Annotated in this window: 13 protein-coding genes; all 13 read right to left on the bottom strand. The window is 45.4% G+C overall.

The window, feature by feature from the left end:
* A complete protein-coding gene (gene fliI, locus BXO87_RS04485) occupies nt 1-1,317 on the bottom strand; it encodes a flagellar protein export ATPase FliI (RefSeq protein WP_076851233.1) in 1,317 nt (438 codons plus the stop codon).
* On the bottom strand, nt 1,314-2,069 hold the full coding sequence (fliH, locus tag BXO87_RS04480) for a flagellar assembly protein FliH (protein ID WP_062623354.1): 756 nt from the start codon (nt 2,067-2,069) through the stop codon (nt 1,314-1,316). The genes fliI and fliH overlap by 4 nt, the downstream gene beginning before the upstream one ends.
* Entirely contained in the window at nt 2,062-3,078 is a 1,017-nt protein-coding gene (gene fliG / locus BXO87_RS04475) for a flagellar motor switch protein FliG (protein WP_003154256.1), read from the bottom strand. The genes fliH and fliG overlap by 8 nt, the downstream gene beginning before the upstream one ends.
* Before the next feature lie 12 nt (nt 3,079-3,090).
* Entirely contained in the window at nt 3,091-4,701 is a 1,611-nt protein-coding gene (gene fliF, locus BXO87_RS04470) for a flagellar basal-body MS-ring/collar protein FliF (protein WP_003154257.1), read from the bottom strand.
* Nucleotides 4,702-4,743: 42 nt separating this feature from the next.
* Nucleotides 4,744-5,064 (bottom strand): flagellar hook-basal body complex protein FliE, encoded by a 321-nt coding sequence (gene fliE, locus BXO87_RS04465; RefSeq protein WP_007409777.1) that lies wholly within the window; start codon nt 5,062-5,064, stop codon nt 4,744-4,746.
* Nucleotides 5,065-5,074: 10 nt separating this feature from the next.
* On the bottom strand, nt 5,075-5,527 hold the full coding sequence (gene flgC, locus BXO87_RS04460; protein WP_003154259.1) for a flagellar basal body rod protein FlgC: 453 nt from the start codon (nt 5,525-5,527) through the stop codon (nt 5,075-5,077).
* Nucleotides 5,527-5,916: a flagellar basal body rod protein FlgB gene (flgB, locus tag BXO87_RS04455; RefSeq protein WP_003154260.1), complete on the bottom strand. Its 390-nt coding sequence runs from the start codon at nt 5,914-5,916 to the stop codon at nt 5,527-5,529. The genes flgC and flgB overlap by 1 nt, the downstream gene beginning before the upstream one ends.
* A gap of 353 nt (nt 5,917-6,269) precedes the next feature.
* Nucleotides 6,270-7,049 (bottom strand): GTP-sensing pleiotropic transcriptional regulator CodY, encoded by a 780-nt coding sequence (gene codY, locus BXO87_RS04450; protein WP_003154263.1) that lies wholly within the window; start codon nt 7,047-7,049, stop codon nt 6,270-6,272.
* 37 nt (nt 7,050-7,086) lie between these two features.
* Entirely contained in the window at nt 7,087-8,490 is a 1,404-nt protein-coding gene (gene hslU / locus BXO87_RS04445) for an HslU--HslV peptidase ATPase subunit (protein ID WP_014305002.1), read from the bottom strand.
* Between the two features lie 16 nt (nt 8,491-8,506).
* The gene (gene hslV, locus BXO87_RS04440; RefSeq protein WP_003154267.1) at nt 8,507-9,052 is read right to left on the bottom strand and encodes an ATP-dependent protease subunit HslV; all 546 of its coding nucleotides are present in this window, start codon (nt 9,050-9,052) and stop codon (nt 8,507-8,509) included.
* A gap of 15 nt (nt 9,053-9,067) precedes the next feature.
* Nucleotides 9,068-9,985, bottom strand: a complete 918-nt coding sequence (gene xerC, locus BXO87_RS04435; protein WP_007409774.1) for a tyrosine recombinase XerC — start codon at nt 9,983-9,985, stop codon at nt 9,068-9,070.
* Nucleotides 9,986-10,054: 69 nt separating this feature from the next.
* Nucleotides 10,055-11,362, bottom strand: a complete 1,308-nt coding sequence (gene trmFO / locus BXO87_RS04430) for an FADH(2)-oxidizing methylenetetrahydrofolate--tRNA-(uracil(54)-C(5))-methyltransferase TrmFO (protein WP_012117550.1) — start codon at nt 11,360-11,362, stop codon at nt 10,055-10,057.
* A 64-nt stretch (nt 11,363-11,426) separates the two neighbouring features.
* Entirely contained in the window at nt 11,427-13,502 is a 2,076-nt protein-coding gene (gene topA, locus BXO87_RS04425) for a type I DNA topoisomerase (RefSeq protein ID WP_071391835.1), read from the bottom strand.
* Nucleotides 13,503-13,647 lie beyond the last annotated feature (145 nt).

Genomic DNA, 13,647 nt, shown 5'->3' with positions numbered 1-13,647 from the left:
TTATTCCTCTTTTCCTGTCAGACTCGTCAATGCCGCAATGCTGTCTTCCAATTGAGCGGGTTCTTCCGTTCCTTGTTTTAAAAATTGAATAAGCTGCGGATAAAACTGAATCGCTTCATCAATTTCTCTTGATGATCCTCTTTTGTAAGCTCCGATATTAATGAGATCTTCAGAGTTTTGATAAGTTGACAGAAGATCGCGGAATTTGTTGGCCGCCTCTATATGCGATGTGTCTGAAATATTAGACATGACCCTGCTGATGCTTTTCAGGATGTTCACGGCCGGGAACTGCCCTTTGTTGGCAAGCGCCCGATCGAGAACGATATGCCCGTCTAATATTCCGCGCACCGTATCGGCAATCGGTTCGTTCATGTCATCTCCGTCAACGAGAACCGTATAAAAAGCGGTTATCGTTCCTTGTTCATTCGCGCCCGTTCTTTCCAGCAAACGGGGCAAAATAGCGAACACAGAAGGTGTATATCCTTTTGTTGTCGGCGGTTCTCCCGCTGCCAGGCCGATTTCCCGCTGAGCCATCGCGACCCTCGTGACGGAGTCCATCATGAACATCACATTCCGGCCTTTATCGCGGAAATACTCCGCAATGGCGGTGGCCGTATACGCCGCTTTCAATCGCATTAACGCAGGCTGATCAGAGGTCGCGACTACGACTATCGAGCGTTTCAGGCCTTCTTCGCCTAAATCCTTCTCGATGAATTCACGCACCTCGCGCCCCCGTTCACCGACAAGTGCGATAATGTTTAAATCAGCTTCAGTCTGCTTCGCAATCATTCCCATCAAGGTGCTTTTTCCGACTCCGCTTCCGGCAAAAATCCCGATTCTCTGCCCTTTTCCTACCGTCAGCAGACTGTCAATCGATCTGACGCCGACACCCATCTTTTCCCGTATCGGCGGGCGTTTCATCGGGTTTGGCGGCTGCTGTTCCGTCGAAACGGGGGACAAACCTTTCGGAAGCGCCCGGCCGTCAAGAGGTTCGCCGAACGCGTCGACAACTTGTCCGATTAAACCCGCCCCTACTTTGATACGGAGCGACTCGCCAGTGGCCTCCACAATGCTGCCCGGCGCGATGCTGGCCGCTTCCAGATAAGGCATTAGCAGAATGTTTTCATCCTGGAAGCCTACAACCTCAGCTTTAATTGCTTTTTTCGCATGGCCTTTCGGATAAATGAGACAAACATCTCCGATTGAGCTTTCGGGCCCTTTTGATTCAATCATCAGCCCGATGACCCGTTTAACCTTGCCGTAGCGTTTGTACGGATCCGCTGTTTCAATTGAGTCTATTAAATACTGTGTCTTCATTGCTCCGCTCCCGCCTCAAGCGCCGTTAAAAGCTTTTGCTTTAATTGCATCAGCTGGGTGTCTATGCCTGCATCAACACGTCCGAACGGAGTTTCTATCGAGCACGTTCCCTTCGCGGCTTTTTCATCGGCATATAAGCTTAATCTGCATTCTTTGTATAACAGCTGCTGAATTTCGTCCATATGCTGATGAACCGTCTCATAATATTCAGGGTCCACATAGATGGAGATGTCATCATAATCTTTTACTTCGGCTACTACCTGTTTGACCAGCAGAAGGAAAGCCTCTTTATCGTCACTTTTTTGCCGCCAGACTTTTTTAGCGAGCGCAACGGAAAGCTCAATAATTTCTTCTTCAGCGCTTTCCAGTTTTTCCTCGACTGACTGTCTCGCCATTTCCATAACGGCATTGGCCCGGCTGATGAGATTGGCATATTCAGCTTGAGCATCGGCTTTTCCCAATGCCATGCCTTCTTTATATCCTTCTGCCTTCGCTTCTTTCATCAATCTTTGTTTTTCTTCCGCCCAGCGGTTTTTCTCTTCTTCAATCTGCCGAAGAGTGTGATCCAATTGACTTTTCGCTTCTTCAGACACCCTGTCGGCTTCGGCCTTGGCAAAGGCCATGAGCGCCTCCGGATTTTCAAGTTCCTCCCGGTCTGGCTGGGAATGTGTTTTCCTGACTTCCTGCAAGGAAAGCTTGCGCCGTTTTTGTTCAGGAGAAAATGATGATTGCTGTTTAATGATATTAGACAATAATATCGTCTCCTCCGCCTCGCGCGATTACAATTTCTCCGGCTTCTTCCAGCTTGCGGACGACGCCCACGATTCTTGATTGCGCCTCTTCCACATCACGCAAACGCACAGGCCCCATAATTTCCATTTCCTCTTTAAACGTTTCAACCATACGCTGTGACATATTGCTGAAGACGATCTCTTTGACTTCCTCGCTCGCAACCTTCAATGAAAGCAGGAGGTCGTCGTTTTCAACGTCTCTGATCACGCGCTGAATCGCACGGTTATCAAGGGTGACAATATCTTCAAAGACAAACATCCGTTTTTTGATTTCATCCGCCAATTCAGGATCTTGGATTTCTAATGAATCAAGGATCGTTTTTTCCGTTCCTCTGTCTACGCCGTTTAACACTTCAACAACGGCTTCTATGCCGCCGGTCTGCGTATAATCCTGCGTAAAGGAGGAGGACAGCTTTTGTTCAAGGACCCGCTCCACTTCATTTATGATTTCGGGAGACGTTCTGTCCATAACCGCAATCCTTCTTGCCACCTCAGCCTGAACGTCCGGGTTCAGCTCAGACAAAATCTGTCCGGCCTGAACCGGGTCAAGGTAGGATAAAATCAGCGCCATCGTTTGCGGATGTTCCTGCTGAATGAAATTTAAAATCTGTTCGGGCTCCGCTTTTCTCGCAAAATCAAACGGCTTTACCTGCAAAGAAGAGGTGAGCCTGTTTAAAATGCTTACCGCTTTGTCTTCTCCGAGCGCTTTTTCAAGCACTTGGCGGGCGTAATTTAAACCGCCTTGTGAAATATAGTCCTGAGCGATTGCGATATTATGAAATTCTTCAATGATTTCATCTTTTCTTTGATGATCGACGCTTCTGACTCCCGAAATCTCGAGAGTCAATCTTTCAATTTCTTCTTCAGACAAATGCTTGTACACAGAAGCTGATACATCAAGGCCTAAGGAAATCATGAGGATGGCTGCTTTTTGTTTTCCTGTAAGCTTGTTCTGATCACGTTTCGCCATTTTCCATTCCCCCTAATCCTCGTCCAGCCAGCTTCGAAGCAATTTAGCAAAGTCTTCCGGTTTTTCTTTAGCCATTTTTTCAAGCTGTTTTCGTCTGACTGTTTCTTCCGTTTCAATTTTCTCTTCGTTGATATCAGGCAATCGAACCGGCTCCGGCGGTGTTTCATATTCATATTCTTCGTATTCATCCTCTTGTGAGCGTTTCTTTCTGATGAGGAGAATAATAAGCAGAATAATGGCCGCAAGCAGTACGCCGCCTGTAATGTATACCCAGATCGGAAGACCTGAAGATTGTGCCGAATCTGTGTTCAGGCTTGTTTTTCCGTCAAACGGCTGAACGGATACAACGATTTTATTGTTGATATCATTGTCTGTCAGGTTTTGATTTTGCGTTTCGTTTTTATCAAGAGACGTTCTGACGACCGTTCCTAAAATCTTCTGTATATCAGCCTGTCTCTGTGCTGATAAGGAAGCGGCATTTTTCGGATTAGGCGGCTCCACCATGACCTGAATGCCTAAATCACGCACTTTATACGGGCTTTCCGCGATTTCTTTATGAATGCGGTTGACTTCATAGTTGATTTTATTGCTGCTTTTTTCGTAGTCCCCGCTGTTTGAACCGCCGTTTGTCTCGGCATAGTTCGCGGTGTCATTGCTTCCCGTTCCGGCCGTGCCGCCGTTGGCTGCGCCGTCGCCTTTATACGTTTCCGCAACTTTTTCGGCGCTTACCGCTATGCCTTCCATGTTATCTTTATCGACAGGTTCGACAGTGTCTTCAGTGCGTTTTTCCTTCGTGAAGTCAATATCCGCCGTTACGGAAACAACGACCTTATCCTGCCCCATCATTGTGCCGAGCAGTGACTGAACATGTTTTTGAATGTCCTTTTCGACCTGCGACTTAATACCTTGCTGAGATGCATAACTGTCAGAAACGGACCCTGCACCGCTGTCACTTTTGTCATAATATGTAGAATTTTGATCCATTATGACGATATTATCTTCTTTTAAGTTCGGAACACTTTTAGAAACGAGATGGTACAGCCCGTTGATCTGGTTTTGATCAAGCGAGTAGCCCGGTTTCATCTGCAAAACGATGGATGCGGACGCTGCCGGCTGATCTTCACCGACGAACACGGCTTCTTTCGGCATATTGATCATGACCTTCGAGCTTTTAATACCGTCCATTTCATTTATCAGGTTTGACAATTCGGTCTGAGTCGCCTCAACCTTTAAAACGTCAAACTCATTATCTGTCAGGCCGAAGCCCGCATTTTGTCCGAAAAACGAATAATCAATTGATCCCGTTTTCGGCAGGCCTTCCGCGGCAAGCTGGACTTTAAGCGAATCCACTTGGCTCTCAGGAACCTTAATGACCGTGCCGCCGTCAGCAAGTTCAGAAGACACCTTTTTCGTATCGAGCTCTTCTTTAATCTTCCCCGCTTCTTCCGCGGACAAATCTTTATAAAGAGGCACCATCTTTTCAGACGAAGTAAAAATAATAACGACGATGAGTAAAATAATGAATGCGGCCAAGCCGCTTACCATGAGTATCTTCTGTGTTTTTGATCTGTTGTTCCAAAACGCTGCCGTTTTGGTTTTCATTTGCATTAGAGTACGATTCATGTTAACCCCCGGTCATTCCAGTCATTCTCTTCAATCTGACCACTACATCTGCATTCTCATGATTTCCTGATAGGCTTCTACGGCTTTATTGCGGAATTCGGTAGCGGCCGTCAGAGAGATATTTGCTTTTTGGGCAGCGATCATGACCTCGTCAAGGTTTACATCCTTTCCTGCAGCCAGTTCGTTCGTTATTTGGTCAGATTTTACTTGTGACTCATTTAACGAATCAATAGAGTTTTTTAAAAGCTCCGAAAAGCTTGTTTGGTTTGAAGAATCAGTTTTTTGAGTTTGGTTTAATTGATTCGTTACGTTTTGAGTGTTTTGGGTTTGTTGAAGCTGAAAAGGAGTAATAGCGTTAACCACTTACATCACCTTACTTTCCGATTTCTAAAGCCTTCAAAAGCATGCCTTTGGAGGCGTTTAATGCAGTTACGTTTGCTTCATATGATCTCGTGCTGCTGACAAGATCCACCATTTCTTTTAATGGGTCTACATTTGGTTTTTGTACATATCCGTCTTTATTCGCATCAGGATTCTCCGGATCATAAACGAGATTAAAAGCGGACGGGTCTTCCGTAACGCCAGATACCTTTACGCCATTTCCAGCGCTTCCTGTTCCGTTCATCTTGGAATGTAAAAGGGACGAAAATGATTCGCCTCCCGATTGGAGAGATACCAGCTTTCTTCTGTAAGGCACCCATTCGCCATTTACCTGCTTCGCTCTCGTTGTATCCATATTGGCCAGGTTGGACGATACGACGTCCATCCGGACACGCTGTGCAGTTAAAGCGGAGCCCGAAATATTTAAGCTTTGAAAGCCACTCATTATTTTCCTCCTGTCAAGACGGTTTTCAGAGAATTGAATTTGCCGCTCATTCTTTCAACCAAAGCCTGATAATTAATTTGGTTTTCGGCTAAATCTGTCATTTCTTTGTCGATATCGACATTGTTTCCGTTTTGCTGGTACGATGTATCACTGCTGGACACGATAGAATAATCGTCCCCTGAACCCGTAAAGTCAACGTGCCGATAGTCGGTTTTTACCGCCTCAAGATTGGATGTTTCCTGATCTAACAAATTTCGGAAAGAGACTTTTTTTGCCTTATAGTTCGGTGTATCTATATTGGCGATGTTATTAGTTAAGACTTTTTGCTTAATGTCCGCTCTCCCCAAGGCATTCTCAAGATTTTGTATAGTTCCAGAAAATAAGTCCAAATCCACTTACCTCCATTTCAGATATTTTTCTCCTAAAAATCCTTGTCGAGAATTGTAAAACCATATGCTTATTGTAAGAAATAACAGGCTTAAAGTCTATGAAGTTAGGCTAAAAAAAAGTGCTCAATTATATCTATTTTGCATGTAGGTATTAAGTCCTAGAGTATTTGGACTACAAGCATTTGTTTAATATAAGACTGAAAATAGCAGAATTTCTGTATCTTCCTCCTTTTTTCACACAGCAAGATGGATTATCTCAGATCAGCTTCCAATAAGCAACTTTAAACTGCAACTTTTCACCTATTGTCCATAAAAAAAGCAGGACCCCCATTTTCAGGGATCCTGCTTTTGTCTTAATGAGATTTAAGGTTTTCCAATTCAATAAGGAATTTGTTGTTCAGAACTTTAATGTACGTCCCCTTCATTCCCAGTGATCTGGATTCAATGACGCCTGCGCTTTCCAGCTTTCTCAGCGCGTTAACGATTACTGAACGCGTAATGCCGACACGGTCCGCAATCTTACTTGCCACAAGCAAGCCTTCGTTTCCGTCAAGCTCTTCAAAGATATGCTCAATCGCTTCAAGTTCACTGTAAGACAGAGAACTGATCGCCATTTGAACAACCGCTTTGCTTCGCGCCTCTTCTTCGATTTCTTCCGCTTTTTCTCTTAAAATCTCCATTCCTACAACGGTTGCCCCGTATTCAGCAAGAATGAGATCATCATCTTCAAATTGATCCTGCAGACGGGACAGAATCAGCGTGCCCAGTCTCTCTCCTCCGCCGATGATCGGCACGATCGTTGTTAAGCCCGCTTGGAACAGGTCTCTGTTTTCCACAGGAAACGCCGTGTATTCGCTGTTGATATCAAGGTTTGAAGACGTCTCCGGAACATTGAACAGATTTCTCGTGTACTCTTCCGGGAACTGGCGGTCTTCAAGCATTTTTTTCATGCGGTCATTTTCAATCTGCTGATTAATAGAGTAGCCCAAAAGCTTTCCTCTGCGGCTGACGACGAAAATATTAGAATCAATGACGTCACGAAGCGTTTCAGCCATTTCTTTAAAGTTTACGGGTTTGCCTGCCGCAGCCTGCAGCATGCTGTTAATAATTCGTGTTTTTTGTAGTAAAGCCATGATAAATAATCCTCCTAGAATTCCTCTTATTAAATTTTCACAATATAAATTGACTTAGATCTTTGTTGTTTGCAATCGTTCCGAGCTTTTCTTCAACGTATTGCGGCGTGATGGCGACTTTTTCCATCGTCACGTCCGGCGCTTCAAACGACAGGTCTTCCAAGAGACGTTCCAATATCGTGTGAAGCCTTCTCGCTCCGATGTTGTCCGTGTCCTGATTCACATGATAAGCCACTTCGGCGATCTTACGAATAGCTTCGTCAGAAAATTCAAGAGATATACCTTCTGTCTGCAATAAAGCCTGATATTGTTTTAACAGCGCGTTATCGGGTTCGACGAGAATCTTCACAAAATCATCCACCGTCAGCTTGCTCAATTCTACACGAATCGGAAAGCGGCCCTGCAGCTCCGGTATCAGATCAGACGGTTTGGCCATATGGAATGCCCCGGCTGCGATAAACAGCACGTGATCTGTTTTGACGGAGCCGTATTTCGTGACGACGGTAGATCCTTCGACAATCGGAAGGATATCTCTTTGAACGCCTTCTCTCGATACATCTGCTGAGGAAGAAGCCCCTCCGTTTTTTGCGATTTTATCTATTTCGTCAATAAAGATAATGCCGCCCTCTTCAGCTCTTAACACGGCCTCTTGGCCGACTTCATCCATATCGATTAATTTGCCTGCCTCTTCATTGGTCAGAACCTTCCTTGCTTCTCTGACCGTCATTTTGCGGCGTTTTTTCTTTTTCGGCATCAGATTGCTCAGCGCATCCTGCATATTCATGCCCATCTGCTCCATCCCGGAGCCTTGCAGCATGTCAAACATCGACGGCTGCTGCTCTTCCACCTCTACGGAGACGTAATGGTCTTCGAGCTCTCCCAATGCGAGCTGATGCGCCATGCGTTTTCTTTTTTCTTCAAGGCTTGCTTCTTCCTGCTGGTCGGCTTCATCATCATTTGCCGTCTGGCTTCCTCCGAAAAGCATTTCAAACGGATTTTTCACACCCGCTTGTTTTTTCTTTCCCGGAACGAGAAGCCGCACTATACGTTTGTTTGCATTTTCTTCAGCCTGTTCTTTCACTTCGCTGATTTTTTCTTCTTTAATGAGCCGCACGGATGTCTCAACAAGGTCTCTGACCATTGATTCGACATCTCTGCCTACATAGCCGACTTCTGTAAATTTTGTCGCTTCAATTTTTATAAATGGCGCACCGGTAAGCTTGGCGATCCGTCTGGCGATCTCTGTTTTCCCCACCCCGGTCGGGCCCATCATCAGGATGTTTTTGGGAACGATCTCGTCTCTCAGTTTTTCATCAAGAAGACTTCTGCGATAGCGGTTTCTTAATGCCACGGCGACAGCTTTTTTCGCATCCTGCTGTCCTACAATGTATTGATCCAACCGATCTACGATTTGTCTCGGTGTTAACGGTTTGTTTTCCATGCGCCTCAAGTCCTTTCTATTCAAGTTCTTCCAAAATGATCTGATCGTTTGTGTACACGCAAATCTCGCCTGCGATTTTCAAAGCGGCTTTTGCAATATCTTTGGCGGACAGATTCTCTCCGGCATAGGTTTTCAGCGCTCTTCCTGCTGACAGGGCGTAGTTTCCGCCGGAGCCGATTGCCAAAATGCCGTCATCCGGCTCAATCACTTCACCTGTTCCCGATACGAGAAGCAAGGTATCCTGGTTCATGACAATCAGCATGGCTTCCAGCTTGCGCAGCACTTTATCGCTGCGCCATTCTTTCGCAAGCTCAACCGACGCACGTTTTAAATTGCCGTTGTATTCTTCAAGCTTCGCCTCAAACATTTCAAAAAGTGTGAAAGCGTCTGCAACAGATCCCGCAAATCCGGCCAGAACCTTTCCGTTAAACAGCTTTCTCACTTTTCTCGCAGTATGTTTCATGACTACAGCCTGACCGAATGTGACCTGGCCGTCTCCTGACATAGCGCTTTTCCCGTTATGCTGGACGGCAAAAATCGTTGTCGCATGAAAAGATGACATGAGAAGGGCCTCCTTTTAATTTTCTTTAAAAGCTCTCGGGTGGTGGGACATATATGTGTTTCTCAGCATTTCCTTCGATACATGCGTGTATATCTGCGTAGAAGACAGATTGGAATGGCCCAAAAGCTCCTGGACGCTTCTTAAATCAGCCCCTTCATTCAGCAGATGAGTCGCAAACGTGTGCCGAAGCATATGCGGGTGTATATGTAAAGTGCCGGATGCTTTTTTTACAAGCCCGCTTAAAATATACCGGATTCCTCTGGCGGTCAGCGGGCCGCCTCTTTGATTGACAAACAGCACATCATGAGGCTCTTTTGCTTTTTCAAGCAGGCACTGCCTTCCGCTGTTGATATACAGCTCCAGCGCATCACGGGCATATGAGCCGAACGGGATATAGCGCTGCTTCTTGCCTTTCCCGTGAACGAGCACCGTATCCATGAACAGGTCAAGATCGCCGACAGTGAGCGTACAGCACTCACTGACCCTCATTCCGGTCGCATAAAGAAGCTCAAGCAGGGCCTGATCGCGCATCCCTGACGGCTGACTTCTGTCTGAGACAGCGAATAGTTCCTCAAGTTCTTTTTCATAAAGAAACTTCGGAATCCGTTTCTCTTGTTTCGGCAGATGAACAAGCTGAAACGGATTCTCTTCAACAAGCTTTTCCCTCATTAAAAATTTATAGAAGCTTCTCAAAGCTGAAATTTTCTTGCTGATTGTTTTTCTTGACAGGCCTTTTTCATAAGCCTCTGTCAAAAATATTCTCACATCATGATATGCAGCTTCTTTCATTCCATTTATATTTTGAGCATGCAGAAACATCCCAAATTCTTCAATCGAATTAACATAATTCACAATAGTATATTGTGAATAATTTTTTTCAATTTGTAAATATTCAACGAATAACTTTAAAAAAAAGTTAACATTCTCAGTCATTATGAAGACCTCCCTCTCCGAAGGGCTTTTAAATGGTATCATATAATGCATCGAAGTTGCAATGAAAAGCTATATCGTTTTCGAAATAGTTTGAATAGTCTCAATTGCGCGTTTAGCGTATTCTTCATTTCGTTCTTTTTTGTTTTTAATTTTTACAGGCAATTCTTTTAAGAGGCCGAAGTTTGCATTCATCGGCTGGAAGTTCTTCTGATTTGTCGTCGTAATGTAGTGAGCCATGCTTCCGATCGCCGTCTCCTGCGGGAATGTCACAAGATCCTGACCGAGCACAAGTTTGGCGGCATTGATTCCCGCTACAAGACCTGAAGCGGCAGATTCAACATAACCCTCTACACCGGTCATTTGGCCCGCGAAAAACAGATCGTTCCGCTGTTTAAATTGATATGTCGGGTTCAAAAGGCTCGGCGAGTTGATAAATGTGTTTCTGTGCATGACGCCGTATCTGACGATATCAACATTTTCAAGGCCGGGGATCAGTTTAAGCACTTCTTTTTGGTCTCCCCATTTTAAATGTGTCTGAAAACCTACAATATTATAAAGCGTTCCCGCCGCGTCATCCTGTCTGAGCTGAACGACTGCATAAGGGCGCTTGCCTGTTTTCGGATCTTCCAGTCCGACCGGTTTCATCGGTCCGAACAGCATCGTTTTCTTGCCTCTTTTCGCCATGACTTCAATCGGCATACAGCCTTCAAAGAAGATTTCTTTCTCGAATTCTTTTAAAGGAACCGTCTCAGCCGTCGTCAATGCTTCATAGAAACGGTCAAACTCTTCCTCTGTCATCGGGCAGTTTAAGTATGCCGCTTCTCCCTTGTCGTAACGGGATTTTAAGTACACTTTCTCCATATCAAGGCTGTCTTTTTCGACAATCGGCGCCGCCGCGTCATAAAAATACAGATACTCTTCTCCCGTGAGCTCTTTCAGCTGCTGTGAAAGCGATTCTGACGTAAGCGGTCCGGTCGCGATCACCGTCGGGCCTTCCGGAATCTCTGTTACTTCCTCAGTAAGAACTGTTACGTTCGGATGGTTTTTCACGAGATCCGTCACGCTTTGCGCAAATTCATGGCGGTCAACTGCAAGCGCTCCCCCTGCGGGAACCGAGCATTTATCAGCAGATTGAATGATTGCTGAGTCAAGCGCCCGCATTTCTTCTTTTAATACGCCTACCGCATTGGCGAGTGTATTTGAACGGAGGGAGTTGCTGCATACCAGTTCAGCGAATTTATCAGTATGATGGGCTGCCGTCTGCCTGACGGGCCGCATTTCGTATAGTTTTACTTGAATTCCTCGTTTTGCAAGCTGCCATGCCGCTTCACTTCCGGCAAGGCCTGCTCCGATTACATTAACTGTTTGCTGGTTCATTTCTTTTCATCTCCTGTTGTTTGTCCCTTCCACACAAAGAAGGTGAGCAAGGCTCTGCTCACCGCTACTTCTGTGGTTCTTCCTTATAATCGCATTCGACGCATTGGACTTGTATGCCTTTTTTAAGCTTTTTCTCTACGAGCATATTTTCACATTTCGGGCATTTTCGTTCAATCGGTTTGTCCCAAGATACGAAGTCGCATTCAGGATAACGGTCACAGCCGTAAAAGACGCGTTTCTTTTTTGATTTTCGTTCGACAATGTTTCCTTCATGGCACTTCGGACATTTTACGCCGATTTGTTTGACAATCGGTTTTGTATTCCGGCAGTCAGGGAAGTTGGAACACGCCATAAATTTACCGTATCGGCCCATTTTATAAACCATCCGGGAGCCGCATAATTCACAATCTTCATCTGCGTATTCAGGTTCAATTTCCACTTCTTTCATTTCAGCTTCCGCTTTTTTCACGCGTTTTTCGAAATCGGTATAGAAGCTGTCAATGATTTGAACCCATTCTGTCTGGCCATCTTCAACATGGTCAAGGTCTCTTTCCATTTTAGCCGTGAATTCAACGTTGATGATTTCCGGGAAAAACTCCATGATAAGATCCAGCACGATCTGCCCAAGCTCAGTCGGCACAAACCGTTTATTGTCTAATCCCACGTAACCGCGGCGCTGGATGGTGTCAAGAGTCGGCGCATATGTCGAAGGACGGCCGATCCCCAGTTCTTCAAGCGTTTTAACCAGGCGCGCCTCTGTATAACGCGGAGGCGGCTGAGTAAAGTGCTGCTCAGGCTCAATATCTTTTGATAAAACCGTGTCTCCCTCTTTAAGGTCCGGAAGCATGCGGTCTTTTTCTTCCAGCTGATCGTCTTTACCCTCTACATAGACTTTCATGAAGCCGGCGAATTTGACTTTACTTCCGTTTGCCCGGAATGTCAATCCGTTATTGCTGAGATCGACACTCATCGTATCAAGGACGGCAGGCGCCATCTGGCTTGCAACAAAGCGCTCCCAAATCAGCTTGTATAGTCTGAGCTGGTCTCTTCCAAGCACCGCTTTTAAGTCGGCTGGTTTTCTGAGCACTGAAGTCGGGCGGATCGCTTCGTGGGCATCTTGAGCGTTTTCATTTTTCTTTGCCGGTTTCCGTTTTCCCGCTAAGTACTCTTTTCCGTACGCCTGATCAATAAAAGCTGATGCCTCTTCAATGGCTGTATTGGAAATCCGCGTTGAGTCCGTTCTCATATACGTGATGAGTCCGACTGTCCCTTCTTTGCCGAGATCAATTCCTTCATATAATTGCTGAGCGATCATCATCGTTTTCTTCGCTCTGAAATTCAGCTTCCTGGCAGCCTCCTGCTGAAGAGTGGACGTTGTAAACGGCAGAGCGGGATTTCGTTTGCGCTCTTTTTTCGTCACCTTGTCAACTGTATACTTATTGCCTTTCAGCTGAGCAAGGACGGCTTTTACGTCTTCTTCGCTTTTTAAAGGAAGCTTTTTGCCGTTTTTCCCGAAAAATCCGGCTTCAAACGTCTCTTTTCCCTTTAAAAATGAGCCGGTAATCGTCCAGTACTCTTCAGGTTTAAAGTCATTGATTTCCTTTTCCCGGTCGATGATCAACCGGAGCGCAACGGATTGCACACGGCCCGCACTGAGGCCTTTTTTTACTTTTTTCCAAAGGATCGGGCTGATTTTGTATCCGACGAGTCTGTCTAGTATGCGGCGCGCCTGCTGCGCATCGACAAGATCCATGTTAATCATGCGCGGATGTTTAAATGATTCTTTAATGGCGTCTTTCGTTATTTCATTAAAGACGACCCGGCAGTCCGAGCTGAGATCCAGATCAAGACTGTGTGCGAGATGCCATGCAATCGCTTCCCCTTCTCTGTCGGGGTCAGCCGCGAGATAGACTTTTTTTGCTTTCTTTGCCGCTGTTTTTAATTCTTTTAAAACAGGGCCTTTTCCGCGGATCGTAATATATTTCGGTTCAAAGTTCTGTTCGATGTCAACTCCCATTTGACTTTTCGGAAGATCCCGGACATGTCCCATTGAAGCTTTGACTTTATATTTCTTCCCTAAATAACGTTCAATCGTTTTCGCCTTTGCCGGCGATTCCACGATGACTAGATAATCAGACATTTTCATCCCCCTCAAGAGGTGTTCTCTCTCTTTTCAAGTATCAATTCATTTTAGAGCTGCCTTTTTATGGCTTTCAACATTTCATTCTTTATGATGAACGTCATTTTATACATGAAAATAATATGCAACTTTAAATCCTCACTAT

The sequence above is a fragment of the Bacillus sp. GZB genome (assembly GCF_001975995.1).
Lineage (GTDB): Bacteria > Bacillota > Bacilli > Bacillales > Bacillaceae > Bacillus > Bacillus velezensis.
The sequence above is the reverse complement of the archived record's forward strand: the minus strand, read 5'-3'. Positions and strand labels throughout refer to the sequence as shown.

Excerpts from the sequence above, each read along its gene's own strand:
- fliI (WP_076851233.1), bottom strand. The coding sequence starts at position 1,317 with ATGAAGACACAGTATTTAATAGACTCAATTGAAACAGCGGATCCGTAC.
- fliG (WP_003154256.1), bottom strand. The coding sequence starts at position 3,078 with ATGGCGAAACGTGATCAGAACAAGCTTACAGGAAAACAAAAAGCAGCC.
- fliF (WP_003154257.1), bottom strand. The coding sequence starts at position 4,701 with ATGAATCGTACTCTAATGCAAATGAAAACCAAAACGGCAGCGTTTTGG.
- flgC (WP_003154259.1), bottom strand. The coding sequence starts at position 5,527 with ATGAGTGGCTTTCAAAGCTTAAATATTTCGGGCTCCGCTTTAACTGCA.
- codY (WP_003154263.1), bottom strand. The coding sequence starts at position 7,049 with ATGGCTTTACTACAAAAAACACGAATTATTAACAGCATGCTGCAGGCT.
- hslU (WP_014305002.1), bottom strand. The coding sequence starts at position 8,490 with ATGGAAAACAAACCGTTAACACCGAGACAAATCGTAGATCGGTTGGAT.
- hslV (WP_003154267.1), bottom strand. The coding sequence starts at position 9,052 with ATGTCATCTTTTCATGCGACAACGATTTTTGCCGTCCAGCATAACGGG.
- xerC (WP_007409774.1), bottom strand. The coding sequence starts at position 9,985 with ATGACTGAGAATGTTAACTTTTTTTTAAAGTTATTCGTTGAATATTTA.
- trmFO (WP_012117550.1), bottom strand. The coding sequence starts at position 11,362 with ATGAACCAGCAAACAGTTAATGTAATCGGAGCAGGCCTTGCCGGAAGT.
- topA (WP_071391835.1), bottom strand. The coding sequence starts at position 13,502 with ATGTCTGATTATCTAGTCATCGTGGAATCGCCGGCAAAGGCGAAAACG.